This is a genomic window from Kitasatospora sp. NPDC056651 (assembly GCF_042792155.1).
Classification (GTDB): Bacteria; Actinomycetota; Actinomycetes; order Streptomycetales; family Streptomycetaceae; genus Kitasatospora.
Genome location: NZ_JBHTWX010000100.1, coordinates 1 through 15,814 on the forward strand (window position 1 = coordinate 1; position 15,814 = coordinate 15,814).

Consider the following 15,814-nt stretch of genomic DNA (forward strand, 5'->3'; position numbering starts at 1 on the left):
GCCCCCGGCGCGGGGCCGGGGGCCGCGGGCCGGCGCCCCGGACGGGCGGGTCAGCGGGGGAACGCCCGCCGAGCGCGCCAGGTGGTGTGCTCCCGGGAGACCGCGTCCTCCGCCTCGGCCGCCAGCCGGGCCCAGCGCGCCTCGGCGTCCGACGCCCTGAGGTCCAGGTCGGACAGCTGGTTGCCGACGTTCTCCAGCTCGCGCGCGGCCAGCTGGTAGGCGGCCGCCAGCGGGCCGAGCTGCTTGAGCTGCGTCCAGGCGATGATCGCCGCCGCCGCTGCCGAGGTGGCACCGAAGAGGTGCACCGAGAGGGCGCCGGTGGCCTGGGCGACGGCCGCCGCCGCGCCGACGATGATCAGCACCGCGATGCCGAGCCCCCAGGAGACCGCCTGCGAGTCGCAGGCCTCGGCCCGGGCGCGGTACCAGGTGCGCTGCCCCTCGACCCGGGTGCGCAGGTAGAGGGTGCGCCGGGCGGCCAGGTCCTCGGCCCGCATCCGTCGCATCTCCGGGGTGATCTCGGCGACGCTGCCGGGCGGCACGATCTCCGGGTCCTCGAAGGCCCGCAGCACGTCCTCCACCTGGAGCAGGTAGCCGCGGTCGACGTCCGGGGACTGCGCCTCGCCGTCGAACGGCCGGGCCCGGACGGTGTACTTCCAGGCCAGCGTCTTGACGGACTCGGCCGCCGCCCGCGCCTGGTACCAGCGGCCCTGCGGGTTGCTGCGGCGCAGCCGGGACCAGAAGTACCCGGCCACCAGGAAGGCCGCCACCGAGAACAGCGGCCAGACGTCGAAGTCGCCCTTGTCGTCCGGGCCGGGGAACGACCCGATCACGGCGGCGACCACCAGCATCGCGATCAGTCCGCGGTACCAGCGCAGCGTCTCGCGCTGGCCGTCCAGCGAGGCCTTGTCCGCCGTCCAGAACAGCTCCGGCAGCAGCTGCGCCTCGACACCCCCCGGCGGATCCTGTTGCACCATCGGTCCAGTCCCCTCCCCCTATTCCCGTCCAGCCAGTATTCCCGTCGCCAACTGGCCTACACGGACGCCTTTTTGACAAATTCCATCGGTCGGCCGTTGTCCCGGCCGCCAGCTAACCGATATAACCGGTTACATGCCGCTGCACTGGAAACTCGTCATCGACTGCGCCGACCCGCACCGCCAGGCCGCCTTCTGGGCCGCCACCCTGGAGTACGCCCTGGAGGACCACGGCACGCTGATCACCCGGCTGCTCGCCGCCGGCGCGGTCGGCCCCGAGGCCCTGACCGAGGTGGACGGCCACCCGGCCTGGCGCACGCTGGCCGCCGTCCGCCACCCCGAGGACCCGTTCGACCCGGCCTCGGACACCGGCCTCGGCCGCCGTGTCCTGTTCCAGGCCGTCCCCGAGCCCAAGCAGGGCAAGAACCGCTTCCACCTCGACGTCCACTCCGGCCCGGCCGGGCGCGCGGCCACCGTCGCCCGCCTCGAAGCCCTCGGCGCCACGGTCGTCCGGCACGTCGAGGAGCCCGGCGGCTCCTGGACCGTCATGCGGGACCCGGAGCGGAACGACTTCTGCGTCCACTGAGCCACCCGCCCCGCGAACGCCTGCGCGAACGCCGAAGCCCCGCCCTCCCGGAGCCGGGAGGGCGGGGCTTCGTACGGCCGTGGGCGGGCTGCTCAGTCGGCCGTCCCGGACGGGACGACCCACCGGGTGGGCTGCTCGGTGATGGCCGCGATCATGTCGTAGTCGCCGTCATAGTGCAGGACTGTCACCCCGTGCCGCTCGGCCGTGGCCGCGATCAGCATGTCGGCCATGGAAAGGGCGCGGTGGTTCCCCCGGAACAAGGCACGGCGCTGGATGTCCTTGGCCCGGTCCCAGACCTCGTCCGTGCAAGGCAGGTAGTCGAAGCCCCTCAGCAGGCGGCCCAGCCGGTCCGCCTCCGCCGCGTTGCGGGCACTGTGCAGAACCTCCATCTCGACCACCGCGCTCACCGCCAGCAGCGCGCGCTGCGAGAGGTCGTCGAGGACCATCCGCACAGCCGGCTTGCCCCAGCGCGCCATGGCCGACTTGTCGATCAGGTAGCGCTCTCGGGTCACGCCGCCGCCGACGTACCCGGCTCGTCGAGGAGGTCGAACTCCCCACTGGCGATGGCATCGGCGAGCTCCATCCGCCGGGCCAGCTTCACGGCCTCCAACAGCGCCGTGTTCACCGTGGCCACCTTCGTGGTCGTACCGAACAGCCGCTGCGCCTCGGCCAGGAGGTCGTCGTCAAGGTCGATCACCGTTCTCGCCACAGCCGTCCTCCTTCACCCGACACCAAGAAAACGATATCAGTCCGACGTCATTCCTGATATCGAAAACTCCCCCGCCCCACGAACGCCCCGGCGAACGCCTCCGCGAACACCGAAGCCCCGCCCTCCCGGAGCCGGGAGGGCGGGGCTTCGTACGGCCGTGGGCCGTCAGAGCAGGCCGAAGGCCGGCATCAGGTAGTAGAAGGCGAAGACCGCCGCCACCGCGTACATCGGGACCGGCACGCTGCGGCCGCGGCCGGCGGCCACCCGCAGCACGCAGAAGGCGACGAAGCCCATGCCGATGCCGTTGGTGATGCTGTAGGTGAACGGCATCAGCACGATGGTCAGGAAGGCCGGGACCGCGATCGTGTAGTCGGCCCAGTCGATCTCCTTGATCGAGTTGGCCAGGATCAGGAATCCGACGGTGATCAGCGCCGGGGTCGCGGCCTGGGCCGGGACCATGGTGGCGAGCGGGGTGAGGAAGAGCGCCACCACGAAGAGCAGGCCGGTGACGATCGACGCGAACCCGGTCCGGGCTCCCTCGCCGACGCCCGCGGTGGACTCGACGAAGCAGGTGTTGGCGGAGGCCGAGGTGGCGCCGCCGGCCGCGGTGGCGATGCCGTCGACCATCAGCACCTTGTTGATGCCGGGCAGGTCGCCCTTCTCGTCCAGCAGGTGGGCCTCGTCGGCCACGCCGAGGATGGTGCCCATCGCGTCGAAGAAGCACGACATCAGCACGGTGAAGACGAACAGCACGCCGGTCAGCACGCCGACCTTCTCGAAGCCGCCGAACAGGCTGACCTTGCCGATCAGGCCGAAGTCCGGGGCGGCGACCGGGTTGCCCGGCCAGGACGGGACGGTCAGGCCCCACTTGAGCGCCGGGACGTCGGCCACCTTGTCGATGATCGCTGCGAGCGCGGTGGAGACCGCGATGCTGATCAGGATGGCGCCGGGCACCTTGCGGATCAGCAGGATCAGGGTGAGCACCAGGCCGACCACGAAGATCAGCACCGGGAAGCCGAGCAGGTGCCCGTTGCCGCCGAGCTGGAGCGGGACGGTGGTGTGGGCGGCGTCCGGGATGCGGCTGACGAAACCGGAGTCGACCAGGCCGACCAGGCTGATGAACAGACCGATACCGATCGCGATGGCCTTGCGCAGGCCGAGCGGAACGGCGTTCATGACCCGCTCGCGCAGACCGGTGGCGACCAGCAGCATGATCGCGAAGCCGGCCAGCACGACCATGCCCATGGCGTCCGGCCAGGTCATCTTGGGGGCGAGCTGGAGCGCCACGATCGTGTTGACGCCGAGGCCGGCCGCCAGACCGATCGGGACGTTGCCGATCACGCCCATCAGCAGGGTGGTGAGACCCGCGGTGAGGGCGGTCGCGGTGACCAGCTGGGCGCTGTCCAGGTGGGCCCCGGTGACGTCCGTGCCACTGGCCAGGATGATCGGGTTCAGCACCAGGATGTACGCCATGGTGAAGAAGGTGGCGACACCGCCGCGGATCTCGCGCGACAGCGTGGAGCCGCGCTCGCTGATCCGGAAGAAGCGGTCGACGGCGCTCGTGGGGGGCTTCGGCGCGGCGTCGGCGGGTTCGGGCGACTCGGTGGTCGGCTGGACCACAGGCATGCGTGCGTCCTCTGTGGGGGAGCTGAGGAGAGGGAGGGGACGCCCGGGGCGTCGATGGCCGGGCGCAGATCTTTAAGTATGGTTTCCCGATCGCACACGCGCTATCTTCGCGCGTAGAGCCCCCGAGGGGTCGCGACGCCTCCGTGAGCGCCCCCCGCACCGTACGCTAGGCCCCATGCCCAAGACGCCACCGCACCCCTCGCCCCCTCCGCTGGAGGCCAACGACGTCGCCATCGTCGGCGGCGGCACGGTGCTGTGGTTCGTCGCCTTCGTCGCCCTGCTTCCCTTCCGGAGCACCCTCTCGGCCCACGGCCACGGCACCTGGCCCTGGATCTGCCTCTCCGGCGGCCTGCTCGGCCTGATCGGCCTCTGGTACTGCCGCGCCCGGCGGGACGCGATCGCCCGCAGCCGCGCCGCCGAGGCCGCCGGGAGCACGGCCGAACGAACGGCCGAGGGCGACGGCCCGAATCCGGCCACCCGGTCGGACTGAATGGTCCTTTAGTAGCACGCACCGGACATAAGGCGCCCGTAGAGTCGGTGCCATGACGCAGCCTGCCCAGCCAGCGGAAGAGCGACCGGCCGACCCGAACCACCCGGACGGAGCGCACCCCCTTGGCCTGCTACCCGGCCGGCGCGGCGGGCTGACCGCCGCCGAGGTGGCCGAGCGGGTGGCGAAGGGCCAGGTCAACGACGTCCCGGTCCGGTCCAGCCGGTCCACCAAGGAGATCGTCCGGGCCAACGTCTTCACCCGCTTCAACGCGATCATCGGCGTGATGTTCGGCATCATCCTGGTCGTCGGCCCGATCCAGGACGGCCTGTTCGGCCTGGTCATCGTGGCCAACACGGCGATCGGCATCATCCAGGAGCTGCGCGCCAAGAAGACCCTGGACAGCCTGGCCCTGATCGGCGAGGCCCGCCCGCAGGTCCGCCGGGACGGCGCCGTCCAGCAGGTCGGCGTCTCCGAGATCGTCCTCGACGACACCGTGCTGCTCGGCATCGGCGACAAGGTGATCGTGGACGGCGAGGTCACCGAGGCGGACGGCCTGGAGATCGACGAGTCGCTGCTCACCGGCGAACCCGACCCGGTCCTCAAGCAGCCCGGCGACCAGGTCATGTCCGGCAGCTTCGTGGTGGCCGGCGCCGGCGCGTTCACCGCCACCAAGGTCGGCCGGGCGGCCTACGCGGCCCGGCTCGCCGAGGAGGCCAGCAAGTTCACCCTGGTGAAGTCGGAGCTGCGCACCGGCATCGACAACATCCTGCGGTTCATCACCTACCTGCTGATCCCCACCGCCCTCGGTCTGATCATCAGCCAGCTGGCCGTGGAGGGCCGGGACTGGCGCGAGGCCGTACGGCGCATGGTGGCCGGCATCGTGCCGATGGTCCCCGAGGGGCTGGTGCTGCTGACCTCGGTCGCCTTCGCGATCGGCGTGGTCCGGCTCGGCCGCAAGCAGTGCCTGGTCCAGGAGCTCCCGGCGATCGAGGGCCTGGCCCGGGTGGACACCGTCTGCCTGGACAAGACCGGCACCCTCACCGAGGGCGGCATGGACGTGACCGACCTGCGGGTGCTCTCGAACGGCGAGCCCGCCGCCGTCGACCCGGACACCGTCAAGCACGCGCTGGCCGTGATGGCCGGCGCCGACGCCCGCCCCAACCCCTCCATGCAGGCGGTCATCGACGCGTACGGGCGCGGCGACGACGGCGCCACCTCGGGCGGCAACGGCTGGCGGGTGATCGAGGCGATGCCCTTCTCCTCCGCCCGCAAGTGGAGCGGCGTGCAGCTGCTGGAGCCGCAGGGCGGCGAGGCCAGCTGGCTGCTCGGCGCGCCCGACGTGCTGCTGCCCGCCGGGCACCCGGCGCTGGCCGAGGTGGACGAGCTGGGCGCCCAGGGCCTGCGGGTGCTGCTGCTGGGCCGCACCCCCGACCCGCTGGACTCCCCCGACCCGGCGGCCGGCCTCACCCCGCTCGCCCTGGTGGTGCTCCGGCAGCGGCTGCGCTCGGACGCCGCCGAGACCCTGCGCTACTTCGAGGGCCAGCGGGTCCGGGCCAAGGTCATCTCCGGCGACTCCGCGGTCTCGGTCGGCGCGGTGGCCGGCCACCTGGGCCTGCCCGGCGCCGACCACCCGCTGGACGCCCGCACCCTGCCCACCGACCCGGAGGAGCTCGCCGAGACCGCCGACCGGACCAGCGTCTTCGGCCGGGTCACCCCGCAGCAGAAGCGCCAGCTGGTCGGGGCGCTCCAGTCCCGCGGCCACACCGTGGCGATGACCGGCGACGGCGTCAACGACGTCCTCGCTCTCAAGGACGCCGACATCGGCGTGGCGATGGGCACCGGCTCGGACGCCACCAAGGCGGTGGCCCAGATCGTGCTGCTGAACGACTCCTTCGCCACGCTGCCGTCGGTGGTGGCCGAGGGCCGCCGGGTGATCGGCAACATCGAGCGGGTCGCTTCGCTCTTCCTGGTGAAAACCGTCTACTCGGTCCTGCTGGCGCTGCTGGTGATCTTCACCCACTCGCCGTACCCGTTCCTGCCCCGGCACTCCACCGTGCTGTCCTCGCTCACCATCGGCATCCCGGCCTTCTTCCTGGCCCTGGCGCCCAACAACGAGCGGGCCCGCAGCGGCTTCGTGAAGCGGGTGCTGCGGATCGCCGTCCCCGGCGGCGCCATCGCCGGCACCGGCACCTTCGTCGCCTACGCGCTCGCCCGGGCCGACCACGCGACCGACCTCAAGGCCGACACCAGCGTGGCCACCCTGACGCTCTTCCTGATCGCCATCTGGGTCCTGGCCATCGTCGCCCGCCCGTACAACTGGTGGCGCCTGCTGCTGATCGCCACCATGGGCGGCGCCTTCGCCCTGGTGCTGCTGGTCCCCCCGCTGAAGACCTTCTTCGACCTCTCCCTGGTCGGTTTCCGCGACCCGCTGACGGGCGTCGCCATCGCGGTGGCCTGCGGACTCGCCCTGGAGGTGGTCTGGCGCGTCATGCGGCGCCGCGGCCTGGAGTGACGAGCGCCCCCGGCGCGAGGTGACAAGCCTCCGGCGCAGACCCGATGATGGCCCGCGGGAGGGGGTGCCGAATGGCGCGCAGAGGTGGGGACCTGGAGGCGTTCACCGCCTTCCTGGGCGGGCTGCTGGCGGCCGGGCTGGCCGCCCTGGCGATGGCGGGTGTCGGCGTGACCGTCCGGCCGACACCCGCGCTGCGGACCGCCGCGCTGGTGACGCTCGGCCTGGTCTGGTTGACCGTCACCACCACCGTCTACCGGCGCTTGCGGGCGCGCCACGCCGAACCCGGCGGGTGCGCGCCCCCGCCGCGCCCCGCCCAGCCCCGCCGCGCCGCGTCCCGCCGCGCCCCGCTCAGCCCTCGAAGTCCCGGGCGGCCGACAGCTCGTAGGCACGGTCCGGCTCGCTGAGCGCGGCCAGCACCTCGAAGCGGCGGTGCCACTGCCCGACCGACCAGGCCAGCCCGGCGGCGAGACCCTCCGGGGTGGCCGCGTGCAGCAGCCCGGGCACCGGCGGGACCTCGAACTCGTCGTCCTCGTCGCCGGCCTCGGCCAGCTCCGGGTCGTACGGCGGCTCCGGCGTGTCCGCGCCGATGTCCCAGCGCCAGTCCACCGCCGCCTCGTCGCCGTCCGGCCCGACGACCAGCAGCTCCTCGTGCTCCTCGTACGCGACCGGGCAGCCGGGCAGCAGCTCCCGCACCACGGCCGGAACCCGGTGCAGCACGCCCTCGGAGAGCACCCGGCCGCCCGCCACCTCGCTGGCCAGCGACACGTGCAGCCGCTCGGCCAGGTCGGCGGCCAGCGCCGGGGCGACCGGCAGCAGCGGGTACGGGTGCAGCAGCTGGACCAGGTCGGGGGCGTCCGCGACCACCGCCTCGGTCGCGTCCACCACCACCGTGTGGTCCGGCCGGCGCCCGGTGGCCGGGTCCAGCGGCGGCAGTGCCCGCACCACGTCCAGCGGCTCGATCCGGTCCCGGTCCACCCGGGCCAGCGCGGTGTGGATGCCGTGCAGCTGACGGTGGCCCACCTCGGCGGCCGGATCGGTCATCCGGTCCAGCACCTCGTCCGGCCCGTGCGGCTCGGCGAGCAGCGCGGCCAGCGTGGTGCGCACCCCGAGCGCGTGCAGGAACTGATCGTCCAGGGTGGTGCGGGCCTCGTCGTACAGACCGCGCAGCAGCGGGTCGGCCCCGGCGGCGCGCAGGCCGGCGGGCTCCCGGCCCGCCAGCACCGGGTGGTCGCGCAGCCACCAGGCGGTGTACGGCGGCAGGTCGGCGTACGAGCCGTCCGGCAGCAGGGTGCGCACCGGGTCGACCACCGCCTCCCGGTACGGCGGGCGGGCCAGCGCGGCGAGCGCCTGGGGCCAGGCGTCGTCGTCCACCAGGTCGAGGTCGCGCACGGCCAGCAGCTCGGCGGCCACCGGCGGCACGCCGACCGCCTCGTCGGCCTGCAGGGCCTCCAGCGCGTCCTCGGCCCACTCGGCGAGCCCGTCCGGCGCCTCGTCCAGCAGGCCGGTGGGGTGGCCGCCGGCCGCGCGGTCGGCCGGGACGGTCGGGTCGAGCCGTTCCAGGTCGTCCGGGTCGAGCACCACGTCCTCGGCCCGCACCAGCACGAAGTCCGCCAGCACGCCGACCGCGGCGAGCACCTCCGGCCCCCAGCGCTCCAGCAGCTCCTCGTCCACCCAGCCGGCGTCCTCCTCGCGGGCGAGCGCGGCGAACGGGCTTCCGGGCAGCACGAGTTCGCCCGCGCGGGCGGGCTCGCCCTCGTCGTCGAGCAGCGCCAGCCGGGCCAGCCACGGGTGCGCGCCGGCCTCCGCCCCGGCCGCCTTCACCAACGCGAGGACGGCGTCGGAGAGTTCGAGCGCGGCGTCCAGGTCGTCCTCGGCCAGGTCGAAGGAGCGGGCGACGGCGGCCCGCACCTCGGGGGTGTCCAGCACCCCGGCCGGGGTGGCGGTGCCGGCTCCCAGCTTGGCCAGCAGCGGATGGGCGGCCTCGGGGTGAGCCAGCCGCAGGTCGAGCGCGGCGAGCGCGCCCGCGAGCGACTCGGGGTAACCCGGGAAGGCCGCCCAGTCGGCGTCCTCGGAGGGCAGCAGGACCCGCCGCGGCCCGGTGACCGTCCGCCCGTCGGCGAGCGGGACCGGCAGCGCGCCGAGCGCCTCCGGGTCGGCCGCGCCGAGCGCCGCGTACAGGTTGCGCCACCAGGCGGGCTCGCGGTCCAGACCGCCGAGCTGGTCCACCACCTCGGCCAGCGGGACCCGGCGCACGTCCAGCACCCGCAGCTCGGTGCGGCGCTCCAGACCGGCCGGCAGCAGCCCGGGGAAGATCGGCGAGAGCGCCTCCACCACCGAGCCGTCCGCGCCCTCCAGCAGTGTCGCGTCCCGGGGCCGCAGCGCGGGCGTGCCCTCCTCGACCGGCGCCGGGTGCGGCAGGAACGGCGTGCCGGGCAGCCGGGAGAGCACCGCGCCGCGCAGCGCGTTGTCCAGCGCGCCCTGGCCGAGCGGGGCGGGCACCAGGCCGAGCGAGCCGAGGTCGGCACCGCGGGCGCGCAGCAGGTCGGCGTAGCTGTCGGCGGCCCGCTCGGTGAGGAAGTCGGCCAGCGGGCCGGGGGCGACGTGCCGGCGGGTGGAGTCGAGCGGATAGGAGGCGATCAGCAGCGCGGGCAGGCCGACCGGCTCGTCGCTGGGGGTGGGCGCGTGCAGCACGGAGGCGATGCCGGGCCGCTGCGGGGTGCCGTCCGGGCCGACCGGGACGGCCCAGGTCACCGTCCAGTACGGGCGGGCGCGCTCCTCGGTCGGCCGGTCGGCCAGCAGCTCGGCGGCCAGCCGGCCGGAGGCGCCGGCGGTCTGCCAGAGCGTCTGCCGCGGCCGCCCGCCCGCGTCGTCGGTGACGGTCACCTCGGTGACGCCGTCCGGGCGGGGCTCGGCGGCGGAGCGGGTGAGCGTCCGGGTGCCGTCCGGGGTCTCCACCACGACCTCGTGCAGACCGGGCAGGGTGAGCAGCAGCGCGTCGTCGATCCCGGCCAGCAGACGGCGGGTCAGGTCCTCGGCGGCGGCGTCCCGCAGCGGCAGCACGACCACCGTGTCGTAGCCCTCCGGCGCCGGGCCCTCGGCCGCCCACGGCAGCCGCAGCAGCGGCACGTGGCCGTCCCGGCGGCGCAGCTCGTCGACCAGCTCGGGCTGCGCCCCGGCCAGCGCCCGGGCCTCGCCGAGCGACCAGCGCACCCCGCCGGCCGCGCCCAGCACCGCGGGCTCGTCGGTGACCGCGAGGACGGCGGCGAAGCCGACCCCGAACCGGCCGACGGCGGGCTCCTCACCGCGCTTGGAGGAGGCGCGCAGGGTGGACAGCGACTCGACGGCGGCCGCGTCCAGCGGGGCTCCGGTGTTGGCGACGGCGAGCACGCCGTCGGCGAGGGTCAGCCGCAGCCGGCCGGCGCCGAGGCCGGCCCGGACCGCGGCGTCGGCCGCGTTCTGCGCCAACTCGACCACCAGGCGGTCCCGGTAGCCGCCGAGCGCCAGCTCCTCCTCGGCGTTGGCGTCTTCCCGGAACCGGGCCGGCGAGGCGGCCCAGGCGTCCAGCACCCGCCGGCGCAGCGCGGCGGTCCCGAAGGGGTCCGCGAGGTGCTCGTCCGTGCCGCTGCCGATGATCCGAGGTTCCACTGGACCTGCCGCCTTCCGCCGCCCTGTTCGTCGTAAGGCATTCTTCCCTGCCCCACTGACTGCTCCCGACCACCGGCCCCGCCGCGGACGGCCCTTCGGACGGCCGGGCGGGCGCGGGCCGTCCGGATCCGCCCCGACACGGGTGCGGCCCGCGCCGGTCGTCACCGGGCGGGCCGCGAAGGCGTGGGGCTCAGGAGTGGCCGAGCTCCTCGGCCGGCGCGTCGGGCTCGACGGAGCCGGAGCCGCGGTCGGCGTGCAGCGGGAGCGGCTCGACCACCAGCTCGTCCAGGATCAGCTCGGACGGCGCGGGCGGAGCCGGGATGACGGCCGCCTCGGAGTGCCCGCCGCAGCCGTACGCGTAGGAGACGACCTGGCCGTCGGCCGGGCCGAACTCGTTGCCGCACACGCCGAAGGCCTGTCCGAGCGAGCCGCCGATCTGGATCAGGAAGCCGCAGCTCGCGCACGAGGCCGGGGCGGCCTGCGCCATCGGGGTCTGCGCGCCGTGGGCCTTCTCCCAGCGGTCGGCGGCCAGGTGCAGGCCGAGCCGGGAGAGCACCCGGCTGCGGCCGAGGCCCAGCTCCTCGGCGACGGCGTCGATCCGGGCGCGGGCCGGCGCGGGCTGGACGTGCGGGTCGGTGACGACCAGGTCCTCGTCGTCGGCCAGGGCCACCGCGGAGTTCGGCGCGAGCTCGTCCTCGCCGCTCCAGCCGGGCTCCAGCCGCAGGTCGTCGGCGCCGGTGGGCAGCAGGTCGCCGGGGCCCATGTCGCCGGGGCGCAGCCGCTCGCTCCACGGCACCCACTGGGGGGCGAGGATCGCGTCCGCGCCGGGCAGCAGCACGACCTCGTCCAGGGTGACGTTCTTGGCGCGCGGCGCTCGGGCGACGGTGACCGCCCAGTGCCAGCCTCGGTAGGCCGCGTCCAGGCACTCGAAGGTGTGGGTGACGACGCGGTCGGCGTCCGCCTGGACACCGAGGTGCGGACCGACGGCCTCCGCTCCGACGGCCTCCTCGGCTGCCTGACGGGCGAGTTCGACGGCCTCGGCACAGAGCCGGTCGGGGGTACGGCTTCGCATCGCAGCGCTCACGGCGTCGATTCTCTCCCAGTTCTTCGGTCGCCCACGGCGTGTTGCCTGTTCCGTCGCGGCTTGGTAGTCCCTCGTCCATTCTGCGCGACCGGAAGCCCCCTCGGGTACCGGCCGCGCCGCTCGACCGGCCTGCCGGCGCCCCGGCGCCTCGGCGGGTCGACCCTGGGCAGGCTACCCGCCGGTCGGTGCCCCGGCACAGTCCGGGGCGGACACGGCTTGTCCGGGGCCGCGCCGAGCGGAGTCCGATCCCGCGTCGGCTCGGCGTTTCTGGGGCAGGATGGGGCTTGTGGCGGACCACGACCCGTCGCAGCACGCACTGCGCGCCCCGCAGGCCGGCGGCCCCGACCAGGCGGACGCCGTGCCGCGACAGCAGCCTCCGGTCCCCGGCGCGGGCGAACCGCAGCCGGCGGACGGTCCCGAGGCGTCCGCCGCCACCGTCGGCCCCTCCGGGGGCGGGGCTCCCGAGGTCCTCGACCGCGGCCCGGCGGAGCCGGCCGGGTCCGGGGCCGGGTCCGGGGAGGAGGCCGAGACCCCGGAGCCGCGCCGCCACTTCCTGGTCCGCACCGCCTCCGCCGCCGGCTCCGGCACCGGCAAGATGGTGCACGGCACCGGCCGCCGGATCCGCCGGGCCACCTCCGCCGAGGGCGCGGGCGAGTCCGGTCTGGCGAAGCTGATCGAGCTGCACGCGCTCAACTCCTTCGGCGACATGCTGATCACCGTCGCGCTGGCCTCCACCATCTTCTTCTCGGTGCCGACCGGCGAGGCCCGCGGCCGGGTCGCGCTCTACCTGCTGATCACGATGGCCCCGTTCGCCGTCCTGGCCCCGGTGGTCGGCCCGCTGCTGGACCGGCTGCCGCACGGCCGCCGGGCGGCCATGGCGATGGCGATGCTGGCCCGGGCCGTCCTGGCCTGGACGATGGCCGGGGTGATCGCCGGCGGCGGCATCGCGCTCTACCCGGAGGCGCTCGGCGTCCTGGTGGCGTCCAAGGCCTACGGCGTGGTGCGCAGCGTGGTGGTGCCCCGGCTGCTGCCGAGCCGGCTGTCCCTGGTGAAGGCGAACTCCCGGGTCACCCTGGCCGGGCTGCTGGCCACCGGCGTGGCGGCCGGGGTGGGCGGGCTGCTGCACCTGCTCGGGCCGGGCTGGCCGCTGCGCGGCGCCTTCCTGGTGTTCGTGATCGGCACCCTGATGGCGTTCCACCTGCCGCCCGCGGTGGACTCGGCCAAGGGCGAGCAGCGGGCCGTCCTGCACGCCGAGACGCACGGCGAGGGCTCGCACCTGATCCACCACCGGCCGCCGCCGGTCAAGACCCCGCTGCGCGCGGTCGGCCCCTCGGTGATCCTGGCGCTGCGGGCGATGTCGGCGATGAAGTGGCTGGTCGGCTTCCTGGTGATGTTCCTGGCCTTCCTGCTGCGCGAGGAGCCGATCGGCGGCCTCCAGCCGACGGTGGCGCTGGGTCTGGTGGCGGCGGCGGCCGGGACGGGCAACGCGCTGGGGTCGGTACTGGGCTCCTGGCTGCGCACCCGGGGGCCGGAGGCGACGGTCGCCGTGATGCTGCTGCTGGCGACGTGCGTGACGGCGGCGGCCGCGCTCTGGTACGGCGTGGTGACGGTGGTCCTGGTCGCCGCGGTGGCCGGGATGGCGGCTTCGCTGGGCAAGCTGGCGCTGGACGCGCTGATCCAGCGGGACGTCCCGGAGGCGGTGCGGACCTCGGCGTTCGCCCGGTCGGAGACCCTGATGCAGCTGTCCTGGGTGGCGGGCGGCGCGGTCGGCATCCTGCTGCCGCTGGACGGGAGTCTGGGCCTGTCGATCGCCGCCGGGGTGGTCGCCCTGGCGCTGCTGTGGACGCTGCACTCGCTCCACCGGGTGGGCCTGCGGCGGCACCCGGCGGCGGCCCGGGTCGCGTGAACGGCCGGTGCGCCAACACGCGGTGGCCGACCCCCGCGTCGCGTGATCGGCCAGGCCCGGTAGATTCTGACGCATGAGCCTCAATACCCGTGCCATCGCCGCCCTCGGCGCCGTCGTCGTGGTCGGCGCCGCCACGGTGGGCACCTCCGTCGCCATCGCCTCCGGCCAGACCGAGCACATCTCCCACCGTGCCACCCTGACGGTCGGCAACTCCTCGGTCGTCGCGGACCCGCTGTGCTGGAACGCCGGCAGCCCGCTCACCGAGGACCAGCAGCAGAAGTGCCAGGAGGACGCGACCGCGGCGCTCAAGGACGGCTCGCTGCCCTCCATGGACGTCACGGGCAGCGACCGGGTCGGCGTCGGCGTCTCGCCGAACGTGGGCGACACCGGCTGGTGGGCCTTCACCAACGGCGGCTCGGCCAACCAGGGCGGCCGCTACAGCCTGTTCTCGGCCTCCAAGGGCCAGACCTGGTCCGGCGCCCAGGCCGCGGGCAAGCTGCTGAACTCCAGCGGCAAGACCGTGGTCACCGTGGTCGAGGGCGACCCGAACGCCGAGGCCCCGATCGCCGTCTGGTACTTCCAGCTGAACAGCAAGGACAACGGCTGACGGTCCCGCGATGACCGCGCACGCCGCCACCGACGGCCAGGACGGGCAGTCGGGCCCCGCACGGGCCCGGCTGCTCGTCGTCGTCGCGGTGGAGGCCGAGGCCGAGGCCGTGCTGCGCGGCCTGCCCGGCGGGTCCGCCGCACTGGCGCTGCCCGGCGGCACGCTGCACCGGGCCGAGCGGGTGCCCGTGGACGTGCTGGCCGCCGGGGTCGGCCCGGCCGCCGCCGCCGCAGCCGCGTCCGCCGCACTGGCGCTCCACCCGTACGCCCTGGTCGTCTCGGCCGGGATCGCCGGCGGCTTCGCCCCGGTCGCCCCGGTCGGCGCCACCGTGCTGGCCGATGCGATCGTGGCCGCGGACCTCGGCGCCGAGACCCCCGAAGGCTTCGCCGACGTCACCGAGCTGGGCTTCGGCACCGTCCGGCACACCCCTCCGGCGGACGCCGTCGCGCTGGCCGCACGGGCGCTGGACGGCCCGGACCTCGCCGTCGGCCCGGTGCTGACCGTCTCCACCGTCACCGGCAGCGCCGAGCGGGCCGCCGCGCTGACCGCACGCCACCCGGGCGCCGCCGCCGAGGCGATGGAGGGCTTCGGCGTGGCCGAGGCCGCCGCCCGGTACGGCGTGCCCGCCCTCGAACTGCGCACCGTGTCCAATCCGGTGGGCCCCCGCGACCGGGCCGCCTGGCGGATCGGCGAGGCACTGGCCGCCCTGGAGCGGGCCTTCGCCGCGCTGCCCGTCCACGAACTGGCCGCCCGTCCACGAACCCCTGAGGAGGCCGGCCGTGGCTGAACGGCTGAGCATCGCGTACTCGCCCTGCCCGAACGACACCTTCGTCTTCCACGCCTGGGCGCACGGCCTGGTGCCCGGCGCGGACGCCCCCGAGGTGACCTTCGCCGACATCGACGTCACCAACGGGCTGGCCGAGCGCGGCGAGCTGGACGTGCTGAAGATCAGCTACGGCGCGCTGCCCTGGGTCCTGGAGGAGTACACCCTGCTGCCCTGCGGTGGCGCGCTGGGCCGCGGCTGCGGCCCGCTGGTGCTGACCCTGCCGGGCGTGGACTCCCCCGCCGACCTGGCCGGGAAGACCGTCGCGGTGCCCTCCGAGCGCTCCACCGCGTACCTGCTGTTCCGGCTCTGGGCGGCGAAGGCGGTGCCGGGCGGCTTCGGCGAGATCGTCGTCCTGCCGTTCCACGAGATCATGCCCGCCGTCCGGGACGGCCGGGTGGACGCCGGCCTGGTGATCCACGAGGCCCGCTTCACGTACCGGCAGTACGGGCTGCACAGCCTGGCCGACATGGGCGAGGCCTGGGAGCGGGAGACCGGGCTGCCGATCCCGCTGGGCGCGATCGTCGCCAGGCGCTCGCTCGGCGCCGAGCGGCTGCGGGCGCTCGCCGACGCCGTCCGCGCCTCCGTCCGACAGGCCTGGGCGGACCCGGCGGCGAGCCGTGACTACGTGCTGGCGCACGCCCAGGAGATGGACCTGGACGTGGCCGAGCAGCACATCGGGCTGTACGTCACCGAGTTCTCCGAGGACCTCGGCGAGGAGGGCTACGAGGCCGTCCGCGCGCTGCTCACCCGGGCCGCCGCGGAGGGGCTGGTGCCCCCGCTCGACCCGGGTGCGCTCGCGTTCGGCTAGGCCCTGACCGGTCGGTCTTGGCGGATCGGCCGGACACGGCCTCG

Annotated in this window: 14 protein-coding genes; 8 read left to right on the forward strand and 6 right to left on the reverse strand. The window is 74.9% G+C overall.

Annotated features, from left to right (window positions below; genetic code table 11):
- Positions 1 to 50: 50 nt before the first annotated feature.
- On the reverse strand, positions 51 to 974 hold the full coding sequence (locus tag ACFRAR_RS29925; RefSeq protein ID WP_380701810.1) for a DUF4231 domain-containing protein: 924 nt from the start codon (positions 972 to 974) through the stop codon (positions 51 to 53).
- Between the two features lie 133 nt (positions 975 to 1,107).
- Here ACFRAR_RS29925 and ACFRAR_RS29930 point away from each other — a divergent pair, with 133 nt between their 5' ends.
- Positions 1,108 to 1,557 carry a VOC family protein gene (locus ACFRAR_RS29930; protein WP_380701812.1) on the forward strand — a complete coding sequence of 150 codons (450 nt, stop codon included), beginning with the start codon at positions 1,108 to 1,110 and terminating at the stop codon, positions 1,555 to 1,557.
- Positions 1,558 to 1,649: 92 nt separating this feature from the next.
- Here ACFRAR_RS29930 and ACFRAR_RS29935 read toward each other — a convergent pair whose 3' ends face one another.
- From ACFRAR_RS29935 to ACFRAR_RS29945, 3 genes are all read right to left on the reverse strand, one after another.
- A complete protein-coding gene (locus tag ACFRAR_RS29935) occupies positions 1,650 to 2,033 on the reverse strand; it encodes a PIN domain nuclease (RefSeq protein ID WP_380701868.1) in 384 nt (127 codons plus the stop codon).
- Positions 2,034 to 2,065: 32 nt separating this feature from the next.
- A complete protein-coding gene (locus ACFRAR_RS29940) occupies positions 2,066 to 2,266 on the reverse strand; it encodes a type II toxin-antitoxin system VapB family antitoxin (protein ID WP_380701814.1) in 201 nt (66 codons plus the stop codon).
- A gap of 165 nt (positions 2,267 to 2,431) precedes the next feature.
- Complete coding sequence (locus ACFRAR_RS29945; RefSeq protein WP_380701816.1) at positions 2,432 to 3,892, reverse strand: NCS2 family permease; 1,461 nt, start codon at positions 3,890 to 3,892, stop codon at positions 2,432 to 2,434.
- Positions 3,893 to 4,067: 175 nt separating this feature from the next.
- On the opposite strand from ACFRAR_RS29945, the gene ACFRAR_RS29950 reads away from it, so the two are divergent.
- From ACFRAR_RS29950 to ACFRAR_RS29960, 3 genes are all read left to right on the forward strand, one after another.
- Positions 4,068 to 4,382: a DUF2530 domain-containing protein gene (locus tag ACFRAR_RS29950; protein WP_380701818.1), complete on the forward strand. Its 315-nt coding sequence runs from the start codon at positions 4,068 to 4,070 to the stop codon at positions 4,380 to 4,382.
- A gap of 52 nt (positions 4,383 to 4,434) precedes the next feature.
- Positions 4,435 to 6,894, forward strand: coding sequence for an HAD-IC family P-type ATPase (locus ACFRAR_RS29955; RefSeq protein ID WP_380701820.1), 2,460 nt, complete (start codon positions 4,435 to 4,437; stop codon positions 6,892 to 6,894).
- 71 nt (positions 6,895 to 6,965) lie between these two features.
- Positions 6,966 to 7,298: a hypothetical protein gene (locus tag ACFRAR_RS29960; protein ID WP_380701822.1), complete on the forward strand. Its 333-nt coding sequence runs from the start codon at positions 6,966 to 6,968 to the stop codon at positions 7,296 to 7,298.
- Here the strand turns inward: ACFRAR_RS29960 and ACFRAR_RS29965 are convergent.
- Both ACFRAR_RS29965 and ACFRAR_RS29970 read right to left on the reverse strand, forming a co-directional pair.
- Entirely contained in the window at positions 7,243 to 10,539 is a 3,297-nt protein-coding gene (locus ACFRAR_RS29965; RefSeq protein WP_380701824.1) for a sacsin N-terminal ATP-binding-like domain-containing protein, read from the reverse strand. The two genes, ACFRAR_RS29960 and ACFRAR_RS29965, sit on opposite strands and share 56 nt — an antisense overlap.
- A gap of 190 nt (positions 10,540 to 10,729) precedes the next feature.
- Positions 10,730 to 11,611, reverse strand: coding sequence for a DUF3027 domain-containing protein (locus tag ACFRAR_RS29970; RefSeq protein WP_380701870.1), 882 nt, complete (start codon positions 11,609 to 11,611; stop codon positions 10,730 to 10,732).
- Between the two features lie 607 nt (positions 11,612 to 12,218).
- Between ACFRAR_RS29970 and ACFRAR_RS29975 the strand changes: the two genes are divergently transcribed.
- From ACFRAR_RS29975 to ACFRAR_RS29990, 4 genes are all read left to right on the forward strand, one after another.
- Positions 12,219 to 13,529: an MFS transporter gene (locus tag ACFRAR_RS29975; RefSeq protein WP_380701872.1), complete on the forward strand. Its 1,311-nt coding sequence runs from the start codon at positions 12,219 to 12,221 to the stop codon at positions 13,527 to 13,529.
- 73 nt (positions 13,530 to 13,602) lie between these two features.
- A complete protein-coding gene (locus tag ACFRAR_RS29980) occupies positions 13,603 to 14,136 on the forward strand; it encodes a hypothetical protein (RefSeq protein ID WP_380701826.1) in 534 nt (177 codons plus the stop codon).
- A 10-nt stretch (positions 14,137 to 14,146) separates the two neighbouring features.
- Positions 14,147 to 14,923 (forward strand): futalosine hydrolase, encoded by a 777-nt coding sequence (locus ACFRAR_RS29985; RefSeq protein WP_380701828.1) that lies wholly within the window; start codon positions 14,147 to 14,149, stop codon positions 14,921 to 14,923.
- Complete coding sequence (locus ACFRAR_RS29990) at positions 14,916 to 15,770, forward strand: 1,4-dihydroxy-6-naphthoate synthase (protein WP_380701830.1); 855 nt, start codon at positions 14,916 to 14,918, stop codon at positions 15,768 to 15,770. Before ACFRAR_RS29985 ends, ACFRAR_RS29990 begins: the two co-directional genes overlap by 8 nt.
- Positions 15,771 to 15,814 lie beyond the last annotated feature (44 nt).

Excerpts from the sequence above, each read along its gene's own strand:
- ACFRAR_RS29950 (WP_380701818.1), top strand. The coding sequence starts at position 4,068 with ATGCCCAAGACGCCACCGCACCCCTCGCCCCCTCCGCTGGAGGCCAAC.
- ACFRAR_RS29960 (WP_380701822.1), top strand. The coding sequence starts at position 6,966 with ATGGCGCGCAGAGGTGGGGACCTGGAGGCGTTCACCGCCTTCCTGGGC.
- ACFRAR_RS29970 (WP_380701870.1), bottom strand. The coding sequence starts at position 11,611 with ATGCGAAGCCGTACCCCCGACCGGCTCTGTGCCGAGGCCGTCGAACTC.
- ACFRAR_RS29975 (WP_380701872.1), top strand. The coding sequence starts at position 12,219 with ATGGTGCACGGCACCGGCCGCCGGATCCGCCGGGCCACCTCCGCCGAG.
- ACFRAR_RS29985 (WP_380701828.1), top strand. The coding sequence starts at position 14,147 with ATGACCGCGCACGCCGCCACCGACGGCCAGGACGGGCAGTCGGGCCCC.
- ACFRAR_RS29945 (WP_380701816.1), bottom strand. The coding sequence starts at position 3,892 with ATGCCTGTGGTCCAGCCGACCACCGAGTCGCCCGAACCCGCCGACGCC.
- ACFRAR_RS29935 (WP_380701868.1), bottom strand. The coding sequence starts at position 2,033 with ATGGCGCGCTGGGGCAAGCCGGCTGTGCGGATGGTCCTCGACGACCTC.
- ACFRAR_RS29925 (WP_380701810.1), bottom strand. The coding sequence starts at position 974 with ATGGTGCAACAGGATCCGCCGGGGGGTGTCGAGGCGCAGCTGCTGCCG.
- ACFRAR_RS29930 (WP_380701812.1), top strand. The coding sequence starts at position 1,108 with ATGCCGCTGCACTGGAAACTCGTCATCGACTGCGCCGACCCGCACCGC.
- ACFRAR_RS29980 (WP_380701826.1), top strand. The coding sequence starts at position 13,603 with ATGAGCCTCAATACCCGTGCCATCGCCGCCCTCGGCGCCGTCGTCGTG.
- ACFRAR_RS29955 (WP_380701820.1), top strand. The coding sequence starts at position 4,435 with ATGACGCAGCCTGCCCAGCCAGCGGAAGAGCGACCGGCCGACCCGAAC.